The sequence below is a fragment of the Pseudomonas sp. I3-I5 genome, assembly GCF_022699445.1.
Lineage (GTDB): Bacteria > Pseudomonadota > Gammaproteobacteria > Pseudomonadales > Pseudomonadaceae > Aquipseudomonas > Aquipseudomonas fulva.
In genome coordinates, this window is sequence record NZ_CP093940.1 from 1,624,030 (window position 1) to 1,645,128 (window position 21,099).

General features: G+C 59.1%; 18 protein-coding genes and 4 tRNA genes. 15 read left to right on the top strand and 7 right to left on the bottom strand.

Annotation, left to right across the window (positions count from 1 at the left end; all coding sequences use genetic code 11):
* Nucleotides 1-135: 135 nt before the first annotated feature.
* Together mcpA and MOP87_RS07315 are read right to left on the bottom strand one after the other, a co-directional pair.
* On the bottom strand, nt 136-2,022 hold the full coding sequence (mcpA, locus tag MOP87_RS07310; protein WP_027914575.1) for a methyl-accepting chemotaxis protein McpA: 1,887 nt from the start codon (nt 2,020-2,022) through the stop codon (nt 136-138).
* 140 nt (nt 2,023-2,162) lie between these two features.
* Complete coding sequence (locus MOP87_RS07315) at nt 2,163-3,041, bottom strand: LysR family transcriptional regulator (RefSeq protein WP_242810310.1); 879 nt, start codon at nt 3,039-3,041, stop codon at nt 2,163-2,165.
* 99 nt (nt 3,042-3,140) lie between these two features.
* On the opposite strand from MOP87_RS07315, the gene MOP87_RS07320 reads away from it, so the two are divergent.
* Nucleotides 3,141-3,569 (top strand): PACE efflux transporter, encoded by a 429-nt coding sequence (locus tag MOP87_RS07320; RefSeq protein ID WP_110606833.1) that lies wholly within the window; start codon nt 3,141-3,143, stop codon nt 3,567-3,569.
* Between the two features lie 37 nt (nt 3,570-3,606).
* Here MOP87_RS07320 and MOP87_RS07325 read toward each other — a convergent pair whose 3' ends face one another.
* The 4 genes from MOP87_RS07325 to folD form a co-directional block, all read right to left on the bottom strand.
* On the bottom strand, nt 3,607-4,275 hold the full coding sequence (locus MOP87_RS07325) for a GntR family transcriptional regulator (protein ID WP_088523005.1): 669 nt from the start codon (nt 4,273-4,275) through the stop codon (nt 3,607-3,609).
* Nucleotides 4,276-4,290: 15 nt separating this feature from the next.
* Nucleotides 4,291-4,995: a FadR/GntR family transcriptional regulator gene (locus MOP87_RS07330; protein ID WP_145279265.1), complete on the bottom strand. Its 705-nt coding sequence runs from the start codon at nt 4,993-4,995 to the stop codon at nt 4,291-4,293.
* Between the two features lie 44 nt (nt 4,996-5,039).
* The gene (locus MOP87_RS07335; protein WP_027914580.1) at nt 5,040-6,350 is read right to left on the bottom strand and encodes a C4-dicarboxylate transporter DctA; all 1,311 of its coding nucleotides are present in this window, start codon (nt 6,348-6,350) and stop codon (nt 5,040-5,042) included.
* 610 nt (nt 6,351-6,960) lie between these two features.
* Nucleotides 6,961-7,818: a bifunctional methylenetetrahydrofolate dehydrogenase/methenyltetrahydrofolate cyclohydrolase FolD gene (gene folD, locus MOP87_RS07340; protein WP_027914581.1), complete on the bottom strand. Its 858-nt coding sequence runs from the start codon at nt 7,816-7,818 to the stop codon at nt 6,961-6,963.
* Between the two features lie 270 nt (nt 7,819-8,088).
* Between folD and MOP87_RS07345 the strand changes: the two genes are divergently transcribed.
* From MOP87_RS07345 to MOP87_RS07395, 11 genes are all read left to right on the top strand, one after another.
* A tRNA-Arg gene (locus MOP87_RS07345) sits at nt 8,089-8,165 on the top strand.
* 41 nt (nt 8,166-8,206) lie between these two features.
* Nucleotides 8,207-8,282, top strand: a tRNA-His gene (locus MOP87_RS07350).
* A gap of 51 nt (nt 8,283-8,333) precedes the next feature.
* A tRNA-Leu gene (locus tag MOP87_RS07355) sits at nt 8,334-8,418 on the top strand.
* A gap of 36 nt (nt 8,419-8,454) precedes the next feature.
* Nucleotides 8,455-8,530, top strand: a tRNA-His gene (locus tag MOP87_RS07360).
* Nucleotides 8,531-8,854: 324 nt separating this feature from the next.
* Nucleotides 8,855-9,154 (top strand): DUF6388 family protein, encoded by a 300-nt coding sequence (locus MOP87_RS07365; protein WP_125921974.1) that lies wholly within the window; start codon nt 8,855-8,857, stop codon nt 9,152-9,154.
* Nucleotides 9,155-9,400: 246 nt separating this feature from the next.
* Entirely contained in the window at nt 9,401-10,714 is a 1,314-nt protein-coding gene (tig, locus tag MOP87_RS07370; protein ID WP_088523004.1) for a trigger factor, read from the top strand.
* 90 nt (nt 10,715-10,804) lie between these two features.
* The gene (gene clpP, locus MOP87_RS07375; RefSeq protein ID WP_023536171.1) at nt 10,805-11,446 is read left to right on the top strand and encodes an ATP-dependent Clp endopeptidase proteolytic subunit ClpP; all 642 of its coding nucleotides are present in this window, start codon (nt 10,805-10,807) and stop codon (nt 11,444-11,446) included.
* Nucleotides 11,447-11,554: 108 nt separating this feature from the next.
* On the top strand, nt 11,555-12,838 hold the full coding sequence (gene clpX / locus MOP87_RS07380) for an ATP-dependent Clp protease ATP-binding subunit ClpX (RefSeq protein ID WP_023536000.1): 1,284 nt from the start codon (nt 11,555-11,557) through the stop codon (nt 12,836-12,838).
* Nucleotides 12,839-13,000: 162 nt separating this feature from the next.
* Nucleotides 13,001-15,397, top strand: coding sequence for an endopeptidase La (gene lon / locus MOP87_RS07385; protein WP_027914584.1), 2,397 nt, complete (start codon nt 13,001-13,003; stop codon nt 15,395-15,397).
* A gap of 151 nt (nt 15,398-15,548) precedes the next feature.
* A complete protein-coding gene (locus MOP87_RS07390; protein ID WP_028686926.1) occupies nt 15,549-15,821 on the top strand; it encodes an HU family DNA-binding protein in 273 nt (90 codons plus the stop codon).
* Nucleotides 15,822-16,004: 183 nt separating this feature from the next.
* A complete protein-coding gene (locus MOP87_RS07395) occupies nt 16,005-17,876 on the top strand; it encodes a SurA N-terminal domain-containing protein (RefSeq protein ID WP_242810311.1) in 1,872 nt (623 codons plus the stop codon).
* Between the two features lie 72 nt (nt 17,877-17,948).
* On the opposite strand, the gene MOP87_RS07400 is transcribed toward MOP87_RS07395, so the two are convergent.
* Nucleotides 17,949-18,989 (bottom strand): patatin-like phospholipase family protein, encoded by a 1,041-nt coding sequence (locus MOP87_RS07400; RefSeq protein ID WP_027914587.1) that lies wholly within the window; start codon nt 18,987-18,989, stop codon nt 17,949-17,951.
* 164 nt (nt 18,990-19,153) lie between these two features.
* On the opposite strand from MOP87_RS07400, the gene MOP87_RS07405 reads away from it, so the two are divergent.
* From MOP87_RS07405 to MOP87_RS07415, 3 genes are all read left to right on the top strand, one after another.
* Nucleotides 19,154-19,432: a hypothetical protein gene (locus tag MOP87_RS07405; protein WP_023536014.1), complete on the top strand. Its 279-nt coding sequence runs from the start codon at nt 19,154-19,156 to the stop codon at nt 19,430-19,432.
* Nucleotides 19,433-19,446: 14 nt separating this feature from the next.
* On the top strand, nt 19,447-20,226 hold the full coding sequence (locus MOP87_RS07410; RefSeq protein ID WP_110606830.1) for a CHAD domain-containing protein: 780 nt from the start codon (nt 19,447-19,449) through the stop codon (nt 20,224-20,226).
* Nucleotides 20,227-20,299: 73 nt separating this feature from the next.
* Complete coding sequence (locus MOP87_RS07415) at nt 20,300-21,097, top strand: thioesterase family protein (protein WP_028686928.1); 798 nt, start codon at nt 20,300-20,302, stop codon at nt 21,095-21,097.
* Nucleotides 21,098-21,099 lie beyond the last annotated feature (2 nt).

A 21,099-nucleotide genomic window follows, 5' to 3' on the forward strand; every position in this document is an offset into this window, starting at 1 on the left:
TCGACTGCCCAGCTTTGCCCGTTATCGGATGCAGCCAGCATATAGATTTTTTTATAGCTAAATAGACTTGTTCGTTATTAGGTTATAACTGGGGCAGCCCTGCTTATGGAGCTGCCCCCGATACGACCCTGACCGTCAGATTCGGAAGCTACCCACCAGTTGCTTCAATCGGCCGGCTTGCTGGGCCAATTGATCGCAATGGCGCAGCGTTTCATTGAGGTTTTCCACGCCCTGCTGATTCAAGGCATTGATCTGGGTGATATCCAGGTTGAGGCTTTCCACTACGGCAGTCTGTTCTTCGGTGGCAGTGGCCACTGACTGATTCATGCCGTCGATTTCGCCGATGCGCTGAGTGACGCTGGCAAGGCGCTCACCTGCCTGGTTGGCTACCTGGACGGTTTGCTCACTGGAAACCTGGCTGGTATTCATCGTATGCACCGCCTCGCGTGAGCCTACCTGCAGGCCAGTGATCATTCGATGAATTTCCTCGGCCGATTCCTGCGTACGGTGGGCAAGGTTTCGCACTTCATCGGCCACAACGGCAAAGCCACGGCCGGCCTCGCCTGCACGAGCGGCTTCGATGGCCGCGTTCAAGGCCAACAAGTTGGTTTGCTGAGAAATGCCCTTGATCACATCAAGGATCTTGCCGATTTCATCGGTGCTGGCGTTCAGGGTTTCGATTTGTGCGCACGATTCGCTGATGCGTTGCGACAGCGAGGTCATGGCGCTGATCGCTTCCTCCACCACGGCACGGCCATCGTGGGCCTGCTCACTGGCGCCGCTCGCATGCTGCGATGCATCAGCTGCGTTACGCGCGATTTCCTGGGTCGCGGCACCCAGTTCATTGATCGCTGCTGCCACGCTGTTGGTGCGCATGCTTTGTTCTTCAGAGCCGTTGATGGACGCATTGGAAGCGCTGACGACTTTTTCAGACAGGTCGTGGACCAGTCGTGTGGCCGACGACACCTCGCTGATGGAGGCATGGATACGCTCGACAAAGCGGTTGAAGGAGGTGGCCAACTCGCCGAACTCATCCTGATGCTGCACCGCCAGCCGGCGGGTCAGGTCACCTTCGCCTTCGGCGATGTCACGCATGGCGCGACCCATGGTGGTCAAGGGGCGCATCAGCACAGGAATCAGCAAGCCAAGCAGGCCTGCGATAGCAGCGACCGCGATGAGCATGGCAATCAGCGCCGAAGTACGGAACTGGCTCAGGGCTACATAAGCCTTGTCCTTGTCGATCGAAAGACCGATGTACCACTTGGCCGAGGGCAGGCCCGCTACCGGCGCAAACGAAATCAAACGTTCCTGGCCATTGAGCACGACGTCCTGCATACCCGGTGCTACGCGCAGATTGGCGCCAGGGTAGATGTCCTTCAGGTTTTTCATGACCTGGTCTTTGTCGGGGCTGACGATCACCTGGCCGTCGCTGTCGGTAAGAAACGCGTGGCCTATGCCGCCAAAGTCGACACTGTTGATGATTTCGACCAGCGTATCGAGGCTGACGTCGCCGCCCACCACGCCCAATAGCTCGCCATTGGACCGACTTTTGACCGGGATGGCTACCGTCACCACCAAGCCACCCACGGCCGCTTGATAGGGTGGGGTCAGCAGGGTCTGGCCGGCATTGGCAGCTGCGCTGTACCAAGGGCGTTTACGTGGATCGTAGTCGGCAGGCATTTGCGCATCCGGGCGCTGCGTGAACACCCCGTTGGCCTGGCCCATGTAGGTGAACAGGAAGTTGCGTGTGTAGGAAGGCTGATCCACCAAGCCTGCGAGGGTTTCCCCCGTTCCAAGCTGGGCAATGTCTTGCGCAAGGTTTTCCAGCACGAGAATGCGCCCGCTCATCCAGTTCTGCACGCTACTGGCGGTCAATGCGCCGGATTGTTCGACCGAAGCCTCGATGTTCTGCCGGATCGTATTGCGTTGCAGGTAATCGTTGTACAGCGTGAACAAGGCGAATGCCAATACTACTACGCCGCTGGCGCTGAGCAGAATCTTGTGGCGAAATTTCAGGTTCATGTTTCGAGACCTTGAGCCATTAACGGGAGGGCGCAGCGCGGGTGTAGTGCGCTATCAGCCCTGTCGAAAGGGGTATCGGCGTGGCGGATAAAAGGTTGATACGCCTACGGAAATTTCTCACAGCTTTCGACAAGCGGCGATCACCTCAAGGCCAGCCGCTCGACCAGCATCCTTGCAGCTTTCAGCAACGGTTGCTGCTTGCGCCAGAACACATGCACCGGGAGTTGCAGCTCATTGCGCGTGTTATGGAAGGTCAGACGTTGCAGGCGGCCCGCGTCCAGTAGAGGCGCGACTCTGGATAGCGGCAGATCACCCCAACCCAGGCCTGCCTCGACCATCTGCAGGGCGATATCGAAGCTGTCAGTCGTCCAATGCGTGGCACCAATGACCATGCGCGGATCGCTCAATGGCAGGTCGCGGCTGCGTACCAGGATCTGCCGCACGCCTGTAAGGTCTTCGAGGTTCTGGATTGCACCAGGCCGTGCGGCCGGGTGATGGGGAGCGAGGGTCGCCACCAGAGACTCGACACCCATCAGCTGAAACCCGCGCTGCGGGTCAACTTGAAGCCCTGCAAATGCCACGCACAGGTCTGCCCGACCACTGTCCAGCAAACCCAACGCTTGTTCTTGCGGCGCACTCAGTATCGCTATTTCCAGCAATGGATAACGTTCGCCGACCTCGGCAATGGCAGCTATCAAGGGCCGCTGGTCAACATCTGGAACAACCGCCAACGTGAGGTTGCTCTCCAGGCCTTGGGAAAGCTCTACAGCATGGACTTGCAGCAAACCCAACTGCTCGGCAATCAACCTCGCATGGGGCTCAAGTGCCAGGGCCTGGGCTGTGGGGCGAACCTCGCGAGGTCCGCGCTGGAACAGGTCATAACCCAGCTCGGCCTCCAGGTTGCCAATTGCCATGCTGATTGCCGAGGGCACGCGCTGCAGGCTGCGCGCGGCAGCAGAAAACGAGCCTCTGTCCAGTACGGTGAGAAAGACCTGGATGGTTTCACTGTTAAATGACATACGCTTCTCCTGTCAGTCAGACTGAAAGCTGCTAACTTTTGCTGTCAGATCTAATGACTCACTATACCCGGCCCACGCTATTTGAATGAGGTCGATGCAGTGCAGGGTTTGAAGCGCAAACTGGTTTATGTAACGTTCTATGAGTTGATTGGGTTGTGCATGTCCACCTTGGGCTTGGCCTACCTGTCCGATACCCAGGCCTCTCACACGGGTCCGCTTGCGGTGATGATCACGACCATCGCCATGATCTGGAACCTTATCTACAACACGTTGTTTGAGTATTGGGAAAGCCGGCAAGCCACACGAGGGCGCAGCGTGGCTAGGCGCGTAGTGCACGCAGTAGGGTTTCAGCTGACCCTCGTGATCTACCTGATTCCGCTGATCGCGTGGTGGTTGGACATGAGTCTGGTCGATGCACTGTTGGTGGACATGGCATTCATCGTGCTGGTGCCTTGCTACACCTTCGTCTACAACTGGGCCTTCGACAAACTATTCGGCCTGCCCAGTTCGGCAATGGCTGCAGCGTGAGGCGACGCTGTCAGTAGGCCTTGACGACCAACCCGGCTCAGTCCAGTCGGAGCTTGGTTTCAAGCCGGTCAAGATGCTCGTTCATCAGGGTGAGGGCTGCCTGTGCATCGCCTCGCTCGAGCGCGTCGATCAGCGCTGCATGTTCTTGCCAGGCGCAATGGTCACAGCACGGTGACTCGTAGCGCGCGATGATAAGGGACGTCATGGGCACCAACCCATTGAGAAAGCGCGACAACGGTTCATTGGCAGCCATCTGGGCCAGTTTCAGATGAAACTCCCCACCCAGACGTATAGCGGCGCAGCGTTCGCCTTTTTCATGGTGCATGCGTTCACGCTCGACCAATTGGCGTAGCTGCTTGAGTTGCCCGGGACGGGCGCGCTCGGCGGCCAGGGTAATCAGCGTGGTCTCGGCAAGCCGCCGCGCGCTCAGTACCTGGCGCGCCTGATTAGGATCGGGCGCAGCCAAGTGAGCCGTGTGGCTTGGACGTTGCACCACTACCCGCTGGTCGCTCAAGCGGCCCAACACCCGGCGGATGACCGTGCGGCTCACGCCGAATGCCTGGCCCAGCGCTTGCTCTGGCAGCAAGGTGCCAGGCGGCAGGCGCTGCTCCAGAATGGCATCGAACAACCGTGGGTAGATCTGTTCAGCAGAAAGTCGGGTCTCACCGGCTGCAAGCAGATCGGGCAGGCGATGTGTACCATTCATGGTCGCTCTCCTGGATTATGGGTGCCGATGTTCGTCAGGAACATTGAGCGCAATGCCCATGCGCGAACCCTCGGCAAGAATGTGTTGGCGCATCTGGGCGCTGGCTTGTGTGCTGTTGCGCTCACGGATCGCGCGCACCACGGCTTCATTTTCCTTGAGCCGGGCAGCCAGGTGCTCGGGCGAATTGCGCAGCATGTCGGCGCTTTGTTTCAGGGCATTTCCCGTTTGCTCCACTACGCTCTGGAAGATCGGGTTGGTGGTCAGGGCAAACAGCGCCTGGTGGAAGGCAATGTAGGCGTTCATGCCTGCTTCGCTGTCATCGGCCTCCAAGGCTTCACGCATATCCATCAGGGTCAGCCGTAGCTGGCCGATGTCCTGGCTGTTGGCCGACTGAGCCACCAGTCCGACGATGAAGGGTTCGAGGGTGTAACGCAGCTCCAGCACATCGGCGAGGCTGGCCTGTGCACTGCTAGTGGGCGCCGAAACCGAGGCAGTTGGCTCGGCATCCAGCACCAGTACACCTTTGCCAGGCAAAGCGCGCACCAGCCCAAGGGTCTCGAGCACGATGACCGCCTCACGCAGGCTCGGGCGGCTGATGCCCAGTTGTTCGGCCAGTTCTCGCTGGCCTGGGAGCATGTCGCCACTGCGCCATTGGCCACGGGCGAGGGCTTGACGCAGCTTTTCCACCACAGCGTTGACGACGGTTGATGAGCTGATCACGTTTCGCTCCTTCAGGGGCCGGCATGCGAGCCGGCCCTTTTCTTTCAGAATTCCTGTTGGTGGGCTGCAGGCTGCTTACGCGGGTTGTGCGCAAAACCAGGCTTGCCGTCGAGCACATTCTGAGCGCGCTCCAGGTCGATGTCTTTTTCCCAGCGGGCGATGGCCACGGTGGCAACGCAATTTCCGATCAGGTTGGTCAGTGCGCGCCCGATGCCCATGAACCAATCCACGGCCAGTACCAACACCAGGCCCACCACCGGGATCGCAGGGACTGCCGTCAGTGTCGCGGCAAGGATCACCAGCGCCGATCCGGGAATCCCATGCGCGCCCTTGGACGTCACCAGTGAAACCAGCAGGATCGTCAGCAGGTCGGTCATCGCCAGGGGCGTACCGGTCGCGTTGGCGATGAAGACGATGGCCAAGGTCAGGTAGATGGAGAAACCATCAAGGTTAAAGGAATAACCGGTGGGAATCACCAGCCCGACCGTCGAGCTGCCGATGCCCAGGTGTTCGAGCTTGCGCATGATTTGCGGGAGCACGGCATCGGAAGAAGCCGTACCCAGAACAATGGTCAGTTCTTCGCGCAAATACTTGATCAGGGGCAGCAGTTTCAGCCCCGACAAGCGCATGACGGTACCCAGCACGATCAGCACGAACCCTGCACACGTCAGGTAGAACAGCGCCACCAAGCCGCCCAGATGCTGCAGCGACTCCAGGCCGTACTTGCTGGTGGTGAAAGCGATGGCGCCGAACACGCCAATGGGCGCCAGGCGCACGATCATGCCCATGATGCGGAAGATCACATGGCTGAGCTCGTTGATCAGCCGTGAAATGCCCGCAGCCGAGTCGCCGACCAGGTTGAGCGCGCTGCCGAACAGTACCGAGAACAACAGTACCTGCAGGATATTGTTGTCGGCGAAGGCGCCTATCACCGAGGTGGGGATCAGGTCCATGAAGAATGCTGTGGCGCCATGGATGTGCTGACCACGTTCGGCCAGGCTGCTGGCGTCAGCGCCGGACAACTGGTCGAGGTGGATATTGGCGCCGCTACCGATACCACTGGTGAATGCGAACACCAGGCCAATGATCAGGGCCAGCGTGGTAAGCACTTCGAAGTAGATGACCGATTTGAGGCCGATGCGACCGACCTTCTTTAGGTCACCGGCACCGGAAATGCCGCTGACCACTACGCAAAAGACGATCAGGCCGATCAACATCTTGATCAGCTTGATGAAACCATCGCCAAGGGGTTTGAGCTGCAAGGAAAGGTCGGGGAAACTCAGGCCGCAAGCAACGCCAAGGGCCAGCCCCAGCACGACTTGAAGGAAGATCGAACGCGAGCACCATTTGAGCATGGGAGTGATCTCAGGTCGGTGTCCTTGCTTCGTTGGCCGCACGGGGCGAATGAGCGCAGGACTTAATTATTGTGGTCTTACCGGTTTGTTCAGCGCCTGGCCATAAAACGCCTAATCGCGGAGCAATGCAAGTATTTTTGGCCTTACCGGTCTGACCAGTCATGGTGCGCGAAGGCTCTTTATGCTCTATCGATGTGCAGTGAGCGCGAGATCACCAATTCAAGAACCCAGAGCCTAGGCGGCGGGATATAGGCAGCAATAAGCTTGCCAGTGGAGCGCAGCGTTAAGCGCGAGGGACTATGGGATATAGGCCGCAGGTGGCCTAAAGGCCCGAGCGGGCTCAGCATGTATAGCGCAGACGTGTTTCTTGCAAGCCCAATGCGGTAATGAGTTGCTAGATCATTCTGTACAGTGGGAATTGCCGCGCGTTGGCAGGAAGGGCCAGGAGGAGTTCTGGCGTTGGATGGCAGGGGCAGTGATTAGCGATGACTACATGCGGTGGCAGGATGCGCAGGCTAACCGATAATCGAATTCGCCTGAATCAAAATGGGGCGGCCGATGACCGCCCCTCGCTCACGCAATGACGGCAGGGCCGCCATGCTCGCTCGCCTCAATCGCCGTGAAGCGTCTCGGCCGCATACAAGGTGTTTTCCAACAGGCAGGCGCGGGTCATCGGGCCCACGCCACCCGGTACCGGGGTAATCCAGCCAGCACGGGGGAGGGCGGTTTCGTAGACGACGTCGCCCACCAGCTTGCCATCTTCCTGACGGTTGATGCCGACATCGATGACGATGGCGCCTTCCTTGATCCATTCACCCTTGACCAACCCGGGTTTGCCCGCGGCTACGACCACCAGGTCCGCGCGCCCAACATGTCCTGCCAGGTCCTGGGTGAAGCGGTGGCACACGGTGATCGTACATCCGCTGAGCAACAACTCCAGCGCCATTGGCCGGCCAACGATGTTGGAGGCCCCGACGATCACGGCATTCATGCCGTACAGGTCCTGCCCCGTGCTTTCAAGCAGGGTCATGATGCCTTTGGGTGTGCAGGGGCGCAGCAGCGGAATGCGTTGTGCGAGGCGACCGACGTTGTAGGGGTGGAAGCCGTCCACATCCTTGTCCGGGCGGATGCGCTCGAGCAGCAACGATGCGTCGAGGTGCGCGGGCAGCGGCAGTTGCAGCAGGATGCCGTCAATGGACGGGTCGTCATTGAGACGATCGATCAGTTCAGTAAGTGCTTCTTGCGTGGTGTGACTCGGCAGGTCGAAGGCCTGCGACAGGAAGCCTACCTCTTCGCAATCCTTGCGCTTGTGCGAGACGTAAACCTGGGAGGCAGGGTCGGTGCCGACCAGAATCACTGCCAGGCCCGGCGTGCGCAGGCCCTCCTGGCGCCGCTGCGCGACACGTTGAGCGATTTGCTGGCGCAGCTTGGCGGCAATCGCCTTGCCATCGATTAGTTGTGCAGTCATAGACGCGTGATTAACCATCGGAAGGGAAACAATAAAGAACGCGTATTCTCGCACGACATGGCCGGAGGGCAAAGGCGGGCGGTCGGGCAAATGCCCTAACCCCTTCAATAATTTAAATTTTTTTTAGAAAGTTGTTGACGACCCCAGGGGTCGGCTATAAGATTCGCCGCACTTGTCGGGCACAGCCTAGCACTGGTTGGCGAAGTCGGGCAGAATGAGTCGTTTGGCAGTGAGCTGTCAGTGCCTTGTTCGGTTAGGCTTCATGCTTAAGCGCCCGTAGCTCAGCTGGATAGAGCATCCGCCTTCTAAGCGGATGGTCGCAGGTTCGAGTCCTGCCGGGTGCGCCACTTAGGCAGCTTTGGCAAGCAAGGTGATTGAACGCGTTTTGGTGGGCGTAGCTCAGTTGGTAGAGCGCTGGATTGTGATTCCAGTTGTCGTGGGTTCGATTCCCATCGTCCACCCCATATTCTTCGAAGGCGCCGCGCTGTAACTGGCGCCTTTGTTTTAAGCGTTACGCGGACGTGGTGAAATTGGTAGACACACTGGATTTAGGTTCCAGCGGCGCAAGCTGTAAGAGTTCGAGTCTCTTCGTCCGCACCATGCTTCAGTAAGGCAGTACCGTTACACCGCAATATGGTGGGCGTAGCTCAGTTGGTAGAGCGCTGGATTGTGATTCCAGTTGTCGTGGGTTCGATTCCCATCGTCCACCCCATCTTTATATGAAAGGCGCCTTGATCGTGAGATCGGGCGCCTTTTGTTTTTGGTGCGTCCGGACCCTGAGTGAGTGCGTGGCGTGGTTGATCCTGTGGTAATCAGGGCAGTCATCGCGCTCGACTCGCCCGCTCCCAAGGGGGCTGGCTCGCCACACGGGCGGCTCCGCTGCTGGCCGCACCTTTCAGGTGAACCGCCGACATGAAGCGGGGGATCGGTATTTGTTGCTAGCCGCCCTTGCAATCCGCTGGTGGCATCCCAATAAAAGCTGATAGATTTCAGCCGGTTGAAACCCGGTGAAGCGGGAAGTACCAGGACATAGCCAATGATCTCAAAAGAAGCCCGCCAGGCTGCCGCGCTGCAGCGTTTCGCCGAAGCGAACCCTCACCTGCTCGAAGAGATCCGCGCGCTGGATGCTCGTGAACAGGCGCAGCAAATTCAGTGGGCGTTCGAGGATGCCGCTGAACAACGAGGCATCCAGCCCTGGGAGCTCGCACTTGAGCTGATCGCTGAAACCCCGGAGCAATTGCGGGCCATGCGCTTGGAGACCCATCGAGAGGTGGCCGATGCGCTTGGATTGTCCTGGGAGGAGTACTGCCAGTTCAACGAGATCGAGCTCGAATAAGGGCCGTGCGGTTCAAGGTGTATTTGTTGAGCAAGATGTTGCGGCACGTATTGGCCGGAATGTCGGGCCAGGCTTATTGGAAACAGGTCGCGCGGTGTGCCGTGCGGCCCTTGAAAGTTAATCGACCGGCGTTGTTTCAGGTCGTCCCGAGTGGGGTGACTTCTGCAGCGCGACTCACTAGAATGCTTGCCCTTGATTCTGGAGTCGGGCTAACGCCGGCTAACGTCTGTGCAACGAGGAATATCCATGCAAGTTTCTGTTGAAAATACTTCCGCTCTCGAGCGCCGCATGACCATCGCCGTTCCGGCTGAGCGCGTCGAGAACGAAGTCAACAAGCGTCTGCAGCAGACTGCCAAGCGCGCCAAGGTTGCCGGCTTCCGTCCTGGCAAGGTGCCCATGAGCGTGATCCGTCAGCGCTTCGAGGCCGATGCCCGCCAGGAAGCCTTCGGTGATCTGGTTCAGGCTTCCTTCTACGAAGCCATCGTCGAGCAGAAACTGAACCCTGCCGGCGCGCCGTCCGTAGAGCCCAAGTCGTTCGAAAAAGGCAAGGACCTGGAGTTCGTCGCGGTCTTCGAAGTGTTCCCGGAGTTCACCGTTGCCGGCCTGGAGTCGATCAACGTCGAGCGCCTGAGCGCCGAAGTCGCCGATTCCGATCTGGACAACATGCTGGAAGTGCTGCGCAAGCAGAACACGCGTTTCGAAGCCGTCGAGCGCGCCGCTCAAACCGACGATCAGCTCAACATCGACTTCGTTGGCAAGGTTGACGGTGAAACGTTCGCCGGTGGCTCGGCCAAAGGTACTCAGCTGGTGCTGGGCTCCGGCCGCATGATCCCAGGCTTCGAAGACGGCCTGGTCGGCGCCAAGGCTGGTGAAGAGCGCGTCGTCAACGTGACCTTCCCAGAGGATTACCAGAACCTGGACCTGGCCGGCAAGGCCGCCGAGTTCACCATCACCGTCAACAGCGTGTCGGCCCCTGTGCTGCCTGAGCTGAACGAAGAGTTCTTCTCACAGTTCGGCATCAAGGAATCGACCCTGGAAGGCTTCCGCGCCGAAGTTCGCAAGAACATGGAGCGTGAACTGCGCCAGGCCATCAAGACCAAGGTCAAGAACCAGGTCATGGACGGTCTGCTGGCCGCCAATCCGATCGAAGCGCCGAAGGCTCTGCTGGAAAACGAAGTCAACCGTCTGCGCGTGCAGGCTGTTCAGCAGTTCGGTGGCAACATCAAGCCTGAGCAACTGCCGGCCGAGCTGTTCGAAGAGCAAGCCAAGCGCCGTGTTGCGCTGGGCCTGATCGTCGCAGAAGTGGTCAAGCAGTATGACCTCAAGCCAGACGATGCCAAGGTTCGCGAAATGATCGAGGAGATGGCCTCGGCTTACCAGGAGCCTGAGCAAGTCATCGCCTGGTACTACAAGAACGACCAGCAGATGAACGAAGTGCGTTCGGTTGTACTTGAAGAACAAGTTGTGGATACTGTTCTGCAGAAAGCGACTGTGACTGACAAGTCGGTCTCGTATGAAGAGGCCGTCAAGCCAGCCCAGGCACCTGACGAAGCCGAGTAAGCGGTCTTTTCGCAGGAAGCCCCCACAAGCCAGCCTTCGCGCTGGCTTGTGTGTATTCAAGCCATGACTATTTGGGAGTGAGCGCAGGACATGTCCCGCAATTCTTTTATTCAGCAGAGCTCTGACATCCAGGCTGCAGGCGGCCTGGTCCCTATGGTTATCGAGCAGTCCGCCCGTGGCGAACGCGCCTACGACATCTATTCGCGCCTCCTGAAGGAGCGCGTGATCTTCCTTGTTGGCCCGGTCGAAGACTACATGGCCAACCTCGTCGTCGCACAGATGTTGTTCCTTGAGGCGGAAAACCCGGACAAGGATATCCATCTGTACATCAACTCGCCGGGTGGGTCCGTGACCGCCGGCATGTCGATCTACGACACCATGCAGTTCATCAAGCCGGACGTATCGACCATCTGCATCGGCCAGGCCTGCAGCATGGGTGCGTTCCTGCTCGCCGCCGGTGCCAAGGGCAAGCGTCACTGCCTGCCGAACTCGCGCGTGATGATTCACCAGCCACTGGGCGGTTTCCAGGGCCAGGCTACCGATATCGAGATCCATGCCCAGGAAATCCTGAACATCAAGGCGCGCCTGAACGAGCTTCTGGCCTACCACACCGGCCAGGATCTGGAAACCATCAAGCGCGACACCGAGCGTGACAACTTCATGAGCGCCTCGCGCGCAGCCGAGTACGGCCTGATCGACTCGGTATACGACAAGCGGCAACTGGCTTCCTGAAGCGGGAGGCCAGGGCAGGTAGGCGCATGACGCGCCTGCCTGCGGACTTGAAAAAGCCCGCAATTGCCTTCATCTTGTGTTGCAAGCCTACCGGATTGGATCGATCGAATGACTGACACCCGTAACGGCGAGGACAGCGGCAAATTGCTTTATTGCTCCTTCTGCGGCAAAAGCCAGCACGAAGTGCGCAAACTGATTGCCGGGCCCTCGGTATTTATCTGCGACGAGTGCGTCGACCTGTGCAATGACATCATCCGCGAGGAGGTGCAGGAAGCCCAGGCCGAAAGCAGCGCGCACAAATTGCCTTCGCCGAAAGAAATCAGCGGTATCCTCGACCAGTACGTCATTGGTCAGGAACGCGCGAAAAAGGTGCTTGCCGTGGCGGTTTACAACCACTACAAGCGCTTGAACCAGCGTGACAAGAAGGGTGACGACGTCGAGCTGGGCAAGAGCAACATCCTGCTCATCGGCCCGACGGGCTCGGGTAAGACCTTGCTTGCCGAAACCCTGGCGCGCCTGTTGAACGTACCGTTCACGATCGCGGACGCCACCACCCTGACCGAAGCCGGTTATGTGGGGGAGGACGTCGAGAACATCATTCAGAAGCTGCTGCAGAAGTGCGACTACGATGTGGAAAAAGCCCAGATGGGTATTGTCTACATCGACGAAATCGACAAGATTTCGCGCAAGTCGGACAACCCGTCCATCACCCGTGACGTTTCGGGTGAAGGTGTGCAGCAAGCTTTGCTGAAGCTCATCGAGGGCACTGTTGCTTCCGTCCCTCCACAGGGCGGCCGCAAACACCCGCAGCAGGAATTCCTGCAGGTTGATACCCGCAATATCCTGTTCATCTGTGGTGGCGCGTTCTCCGGCCTTGAAAAGGTCATCCAGAACCGCTCCACCAAAGGTGGCATGGGCTTCGGTGCTGAAGTGCGCAGCAAGGAAGAGGGCAAGAAAGTCGGCGAGTCTCTGCGTGAGGTCGAGCCTGACGACTTGGTCAAGTTTGGCCTGATCCCCGAGTTTGTGGGCCGCTTGCCAGTATTGGCAACGCTTGATGAGCTGGACGAAGCAGCGCTTATCCAGATCTTGACCGAACCCAAGAACGCGCTGACCAAGCAGTACGCCAAGCTGTTCGAGATGGAAAGCGTCGACCTCGAGTTCCGCAGTGATGCGCTCAAGGCCGTTGCTCGCAAAGCGTTGGAGCGCAAGACTGGCGCCCGTGGCCTGCGTTCCATTCTGGAAGGCGTGCTGCTCGACACCATGTACGAGATTCCCTCTGCGAAGGAAGTCAGCAAGGTGGTGATCGATGAAAGCGTCATCGAGGGTACCTCGCAGCCGCTGATGATCTACGAGAACAGCGAGCCGCAAGCCAAGGCCGCGCCTGACGCCTGATCAAGGGGCAGGTCGCCTGACCGTGTAGCACAGAGGGGGCCTTGGGCCCCCTTTTTGCTTTTCCTGCGCCAGCGCTTGTAATTTCGTGGGTGTACCCCCACATTAGGTCCAAACATCAATTCCACGGTTTCCGGCCACTAAGGCCGCTGTAGAGGCGAAATCATGAAGACCACCCTCGACTTGCCTCTTTTGCCATTGCGCGACGTCGTTGTTTACCCGCACATGGTCATCCCGCTGTTTGTGGGGCGTGAGAAATCCATCGAGGCCCTCGAAGCCGCGATGACGGGCGAAAAGCAGATTCTCCTGCTCGCCCAGAAAAACCCGGCTGATGACGATCCGGGCGAAGACGCGCTATACCGCGTTGGTACCGTAGCCACCGTGCTCCAGCTGCTGAAACTGCCTGACGGTACCGTGAAAGTGCTGGTCGAAGGTGAGCAGCGGGGTACTGTCGAGCGCTTCAGTGAAGTCGATGGCCATGTGCGCGCCGAAGTGTCCCTGATCGACGAAACCGAGGCTGTAGAGCGCGAGTCGGAAGTATTTGTGCGCACACTGCTTTCGCAGTTCGAGCAGTACGTGCAACTGGGCAAGAAAGTGCCTGCCGAAGTGATGTCATCGCTCAACAGCATCGATGAGCCCGGGCGTCTGGTCGACACCATGGCCGCCCACATGGCCCTGAAGATCGAGCAGAAACAGGAAATTCTGGAAATCGTCGACCTGCCAACGCGGGTCGAGCATGTCCTGGCCCTGCTTGATGCCGAGATTGACCTGCTGCAGGTCGAAAAGCGCATCCGTGGCCGGGTGAAAAAGCAGATGGAGCGCAGCCAGCGCGAGTACTACCTGAATGAGCAGATGAAGGCCATTCAGAAAGAGCTTGGCGATGGTGATGAGGGTCACAACGAGCTCGAGGAGCTGAAAAAGCGTATCGAGGCCGCTGGCCTGCCCAAGGACGCCATGACCAAGGCCCAGGCTGAGCTGAACAAGCTCAAGCAAATGTCGCCGATGTCGGCTGAGGCCACCGTAGTGCGTTCCTACCTGGACTGGCTGGTTCAGGTGCCTTGGAAAGCGCAGAGCAAAGTGCGCCTGGACCTTGCCAAGGCCGAAGACATTCTTGATGCAGACCACTACGGTCTGGAAGAGGTCAAGGACCGTATTCTCGAGTACCTTGCCGTGCAAAAGCGCGTCAAGAAAATCCGTGGCCCAGTGCTGTGCCTGGTTGGCCCACCTGGCGTGGGCAAGACGTCCCTGGCCGAATCCATTGCCGCTGCGACCAACCGTAAATTCGTGCGCATGGCCCTGGGCGGGGTACGGGATGAAGCTGAAATCCGCGGCCACCGCCGGACCTATATCGGCTCCATGCCCGGCCGGTTGATTCAGAAGATGACCAAAGTGGGCGTTCGCAACCCGCTGTTCCTGCTCGATGAAATCGACAAGATGGGCAGCGACATGCGCGGCGATCCGGCCTCGGCACTGCTGGAGGTGCTGGACCCCGAGCAGAACCACAACTTCAACGATCACTATCTGGAGGTCGATTACGACCTGTCGGACGTGATGTTCCTGTGCACCTCCAACTCGATGAACATCCCGCCAGCGTTGCTAGACCGGATGGAGATCATTCGTCTGCCGGGTTACACCGAAGATGAAAAAATAAACATCGCAGTCAAATACCTGGTGCCCAAGCAGGTCAAGGCGAACGGCCTGAAAAAAGAAGAGCTGGAGATCGATGTCTCGGCCATTCGCGACATCATTCGTTACTACACGCGCGAAGCGGGTGTGCGTGGTCTTGAGCGTCAGATTGCCAAGGTCTGCCGTAAGGTCGTCAAGGAACATGCAGGGCAAAAGCAGGTCAACGTCAAGGTGACCGGCGAGCAGCTCGAACACCTTCTGGGCGTGCGCAAGTTCCGTTATGGCCTGGCCGAGCAGCAGGACCAGATCGGCCAGGTGACGGGTCTGGCATGGACACAAGTGGGCGGCGAATTGCTCACCATCGAGTCCGTGGTTATTCCTGGCAAGGGCCAATTGATCAAGACCGGTTCGCTCGGTGACGTCATGGTCGAGTCGATTACGGCCGCGCAGACAGTGGTGCGCAGCCGTGCCCGCAGCCTGGGGATCGCAGCAGACTTCCATGAAAAGCACGACGTTCATATTCATATGCCCGAAGGCGCCACCCCCAAGGATGGCCCGAGTGCAGGCATCGGCATGTGCACCGCGCTGGTGTCGGCACTCACTCAGATACCTGTGCGCGCGGATGTAGCGATGACAGGCGAGATCACGTTGCGCGGCCAGGTTCTGGCCATTGGCGGGCTCAAGGAAAAACTGCTGGCCGCACACCGGGGCGGCATCAAGACGGTGATCATTCCTGAGGAGAACGTGCGCGACCTGAAGGAAATCCCGGAAAATATTAAACAGGATCTGCAGATCAAACCGGTCAAATGGATTGACGAAGTCCTGCAAATTGCGCTGCAATACGCCCCGGAGCCCTTGCCAGATGTGGCTTCCGAGATTGTCGCGAAGGACGATAAGCGCGACAGTGAGGCAAAGGAAAGAATTAGCACGCACTAACAGTTTCAGCCCGGGTGGCTTTCTTGACAGTATTTTCGGCGCCTTGCTATAAAGCGGCACGTGAGTGTCATCAGGCCACCCAGCACCGTTTTCACACGCTTTTCTTTACATACTTAGAAACATACTCAATAGAGCACAAGGGGACTTACGAGTGAACAAGTCGGAACTGATTGACGCTATCGCCGCACATGCAGACATTCCCAAAGCCACTGCTGGCAGAGCGCTGGACGCAGTGATCGAAACCGTCACCGGCGCCCTGAAGCAAGGCGACTCTGTCGTTCTGGTCGGCTTCGGCACCTTCACTGTCAAGGAACGCGCTGAGCGTACTGGCCGTAACCCGCAGACCGGTAAGGCGATCAAAATTGAAGCCGCCAAGGTTCCAGGTTTCAAGGCAGGTAAAGGCCTGAAAGACGCCGTCAACTAAGTCGTCTCTTTCAGCCGGACCCGGCCAGGCCAGGTCCGAGCACGCTGAAGGCGGGACGCAAACGTTACCGCCTGATTCGTATGCTAAGAAAAGGCGCATCCTCGGATGCGCCTTTCTTTTATCAGGACTCTACCCACGCTCCGCGGTTGTCGACGCAGTGGTACAGCCGTCTCTGGGGGACGCATGCTGCAAAATATCAGGGACAATTCACAAGGTTGGATTGCCAAAACCATTATCGGTCTCATTGTCGTATTAATGGCATTGACCGGGTTCGAAGCCATTTTCCAAGCCGCCAGCCACAGCCAGGATGCTGCCAAGGTCAACGGCGAAACGATCAGCCAGAACGAGCTGAGCCAGGCGGCCGACATGCAGCGCCGCCAGCTGGTGCAGCAACTGGGCAAGGACTTCGATCCTGCGCTGCTTGACGACAAGCTGCTGCGTGAAGAGGCCCTCAAGGGTCTGATCAGCCGCAAGCTGTTGCTCGAAGGTGCGAAGGATGCCAAATTCGCGTTTTCCGATGCTGCGCTCGATCAAGTCATGCTTCAAACGCCGGAGTTCCAGGTTGACGGCAAGTTCAACAGCGACCGCTTCGACCAGGTCATCCGCCAGATGGGCTATGGGCGTATGCAGTTTCGCGAAATGCTCGGTGAAGAAATGCTCATCGGGCAGTTACGTGCCGGGATCGCCGGCAGCAGCTTCGTAACCGATCAGCAAGTCGATGCGTTTGCACGCCTTGAGAAGCAGACCCGCGATTTCGCGTCCTTGACCTTCAAGGCCGACCCAGCCGCGATCAAGATCAGCGACGAAGAGGTCAAGCAGCACTATGACGCCCATGCCAAAGAGTTCATGTCGCCTGACCAAGTCGTCATCGATTACGTAGAGCTCAAGAAATCGTCGTTCTTTGACCAGGCCAAGGTCACTGACGAGGCGCTCAAGGCTCAGTACGAGAAAGAGATCGCCAACCTGGCCGAACAGCGCCGCGCGGCGCATATCCTCATCGAGGTCAACGACAAGACCACCGATGCCCAAGCCAAGGCGCGTGCTGACGAAATCGAACAGCGCCTGGCCAAGGGTGAAGATTTTGCCGCGTTGGCGAAGGAATTTTCCCAGGACCCAGGTTCGGCCAGCAACGGCGGTGACCTTGGCTTTGCCGGCCCTGGTGTGTACGATCCGGCGTTCGAACAGGCGCTGTATCAGCTGCACGACGGTCAGGTCTCAGCCCCGGTTCGTACCGAATACGGCTATCACATCATTAAGCTGCTGGGCGTTGAAGCGCCCGAGGTGCCGAGCTTCGCGAGCCTGAAAGACAAGCTGACCCGCGACCTCAAGACGCCACTGGTCGAGCAACGCTACGTGGACGCCAGCAAGCAGTTGCAGGATGCCGCTTACGAGGCCTCCGACCTGGTGCAGCCGGCCCAGGACTTGAACCTCAAGGTGCAAACGTCCGCTCCGTTCGGTCGCGAAGGCGGCGACGGTATCACTGCCAACCGCTCCGTGGTGCAGGCAGCGTTCTCGGAGGAAGTGCTGGAAGAGGGTGCCAACAGCACCGCCATCGAGCTCGATCCGGAGACGACGGTGGTACTGCGCGTCAAGGAACACCGCAAGCCTGCACAGCTGCCACTCGAGACGGTTGCCAAGAACATTCGCGAGCATCTGGCCAAAGAGAAAGCCACCGCTGCCCTCAAGGCCAAGGCGGACAAGCTGATCGCGGGGCTGCGTGACGGCTCCATCGCCCCTGGAAGCGTTCAGGAAGACCAGGGCTGGAAGCCCTATGAAGCCGTCTCGCGTGGTCAGGAAGGTATCGATCCTGTCGAGCTGCAGGCATTGTTCCGTCTCGGCAAGCCGCAAGCCAAGGACAAGCCCGTCTATGGCAGCGTCGTGCTGCGTGATGGCAGCCTGGTCGTGCTGCAACTCAAGGGTGTCAATGACGGTGCTGCGGCCACTGATGAAGAGAAGCAGCAGATCCGCCGCTACTTGGCGTCTCGTGCGGGTCAGCAGGACTTCGCCGCCTACCGCAAACAGCTGGAGGCCAACGCGGACATCACGCGTTACTAAAGCCGTTTGGAAACACGCGACAGGCCGCTATAAGCGGCCTGTTTTTTTTCCTGTGCGCAGGCACCGCAAGCGTTAGCGTTTGACACCCTCATGATTGTCCAATGTGTCGCGTGCGATCTCGCGGCCCAGTGCGATCAGCTCGGGCGCCTTGTAGAACTCGAAGAAGCGACACACACGCTTGGGCACGTTGATCAGTACGTCAGGCGGATAGCCGGCGATCTTGTACTGCGCCAGTGAAGTCTGCATGACTTCGAAACTCTGGTTGATCAAGTCCAGCAGCGAGGCCGGCCCTACGTTGTCGATGATGAACGAACCGGTGGCAGACTTGGGTGCGCCTTCGCTTTCGGGGGCCGCCGTAGGCTGCTGTGCCTGCGGATCTGCCGATTCGGCCAGCCACGGGTTCACGGGAGAAAAACGATCGCGCGTCATGCCTTTTTCAATACGGACCAACTCTTCGGCGGGCTTGCGGCGAAACGGCAGGTGCGAGCCAAGCGAGTTGATCAGTGCATCGAATCTCATCTTGAAGGCTGCAGGTCGCTCTATCACTGGAAGTTGATACTGCTTCTGGTTGGTGGCGTTGAGGTTGACCGCAATGATCAGGTCGCAGTGGCTCGATACCACGGGCACGATGGGTAACGGGTTGAGGATGCCGCCGTCGACCAGCATTCGGTTACCTTGAACCACGGGCGTGAATAGACTGGGTATGGCAGCCGAGGCGCGCATGGCTTGGTGCAGGCAGCCTTCCTGAAACCAGATTTCCTGTTGGTTGGTCAGGTCAGCTGCAACGGCGGTATAAGGAATGCGCAATTGCTCAATGTTGATGTCGCCTACTATCTTGCGGATCTGACCGAAGACCTTGTCGCCCCGAATAGCGCCCAGACTGAAGCTAACATCCACCAGGCGCAGGACATCCAGATAGTCCAGGCTCTCGATCCAGCGTTTGTATTGCTCAAGCTTGCCTGCAGCGTAAATGCCGCCAACGACCGCTCCCATGGAGCACCCGGCAATGCATGCGATTTCATATCCGCGACGTTCGATCTCCTCGATCACGCCGATGTGCGCATACCCTCTGGCCCCGCCTGATCCGAGCACCAATGCCACGCGTTTGTTCATCAACTTCCCTCAGCGTTCGCCACTTAAGCTCTACAATGCACGCATCGTACCCTTGGCAGCAATGCGCAACCTGTCGAGGACCTGCTTGGTCAAAGCCAGGCGGGCACTTTTACAAGGGGTTGGCGTCGAACATGCATTGTTTCTCTCCCTCAGAGGTTTAGCTGATGAAAGCCTGGATCTGCCTGCCGTTGATTGCCCTGACCCTTGCTGGTTGCGCTGGCAAGACGGCGTACCGTGACAGCTGTGCCACACAACTGGACGCCGCCTGGAAGGAGCTTGACCTGGCCAAGGCTGAAGGCTTTGCGGGGGCCGTGAGTTATTCCAAGGCGCTGTCGCTGCTTACAGGCGCCAAGACGCAGCAGCAATTCGAGGGTTACGAAAGCTGCACGCGCAAGGCTGAAAAAGCACGCTTCTACATCCGTGAGTCCCGTGCCGGCCGTTGATCGAGGGTTGCCACATGTCTGACATGCTTGATCACCTCATCGCCCAGATCATCACCTTGCACGTCAGGCTCCTGGCGTGCCGCGAACGCCTGGCGGTCGACACCGACAGTGAAGCCCTGCACGACCTGCGCACCACCGTGCGCCGCCTGCGCAGCCTGGTACGACCACTGCGCGGGCTGCCTGGTGTGGAGCAACTCGAAAGTGCCGCCAAGGCGCTAGGGACGCTCACCACGCCGCTGCGCGATGCCGAAGTGCTGGGCGCCGCCCTCATTACCCAAGGGTTCGAGCAGGCCGGGCGCAGGCGTCTGCAAGGGCGAGGGCCATCCTACGCCAGCGTCGCACGCAGCCCGCAGCTGACCCGATTACTGGGGGCGGTGGATGCGTTTCCCGCGTTTTTGCGTGGCGCAGATCGCGATGGCCTGATTCAGGCGTTGGACAAGCGTATCGAGAAACGCTTGCGCAAACAGTGGCGCAAGCTGACCGAGGCCTTGCAGGATCCCAATCACGATCGTCACCGGTTGCGGTTGCTGATCAAACGAGCGCGGTACGCAGACGAAGCCTACCCCCCGTTCGGCCACGCCCCGAAGAAGCTCAAACGCACCCTGAAACGAGCACAGGGCGATCTGGGGGATTGGCATGACCGTCTGCAATGGTTGCTGCAAGCGCAACAGCACGCCGATCTGGCGGGCTGCATTAGCGGATGGCAACACCAGTTGGAAGAGGCCGAGCGGCGGTCGGACAGCACGCTGGACGCGTTGGGTGCTGCGTTGGCCCGTCGCAAGCCCGGACAATGACCGATATGAAGGCTGTTGCAGGGACCAGGGCCGGCTAGGATGGGAGCACCGTTACCCGTGCAGGAGCTGCCCAATGACGTTCGAACAAGTGCTCGAGGCTGCCAGAGCTCATCCCGACAGCGTGCGCGTACCGGCAGGCTGGGGCCAGGGGCGAGCGATTTTTGGCGGCCTGATGGCTGCCATGGTGTTCGAGGCGATGCGTTCCCGGCTAGGTCATGACCGCCCGGTGCGCTCACTGGCCATTACTTTCGTGGGTCCTGCCTCGGCAGATACCCCGATTCGGCTGGAGGTCGAGCTATTGCGCCATGGCACGGGTGTCAGCACGCTGCTGGGCCGCGCCGTGCAGCAAGGACAGGTGGTGACGCTGGTACAGGGCAGTTTCGGGGCTGCACGAAGCTCTGCCGTGTCCGTACCCGCCGTACCTGCACCAGAAATGCCGGCGCTTGAGGCGAGTGCAGCACCATTGCCTCATATCCCAGGTGTGACACCGCAATTCATGAAAAACCTGGAGTTGCGCTGGGCGATCGGTGGGCTTCCGTTCAGCGGCAATGACTCGCGCACCATGGGGGGCTGGGTGCGCCTGCGTGACCTGCAAGACGGGGAAATGAACGAGGCGCACCTGCTGGCGTTGGTAGACGCCTGGCCACCTAGCGTTCTGCCCATGCTCAGACAGCCTGCAGCCGGCAGTACACTTACCTGGACCATCGAGTTCGTCCAGTCTGTACGCTCGCTGAACGCTGGCGATTGGTGCCAGTACCGTGTGGAAACCGAGTACGCACGCGAGGGATATGGCCATGCGGCCGCTGCATTATGGAGTGCAGACGGCGCATTGTTGGCCTTGAGCAGGCAAACGGTGACGGTGTTTGGGTGATG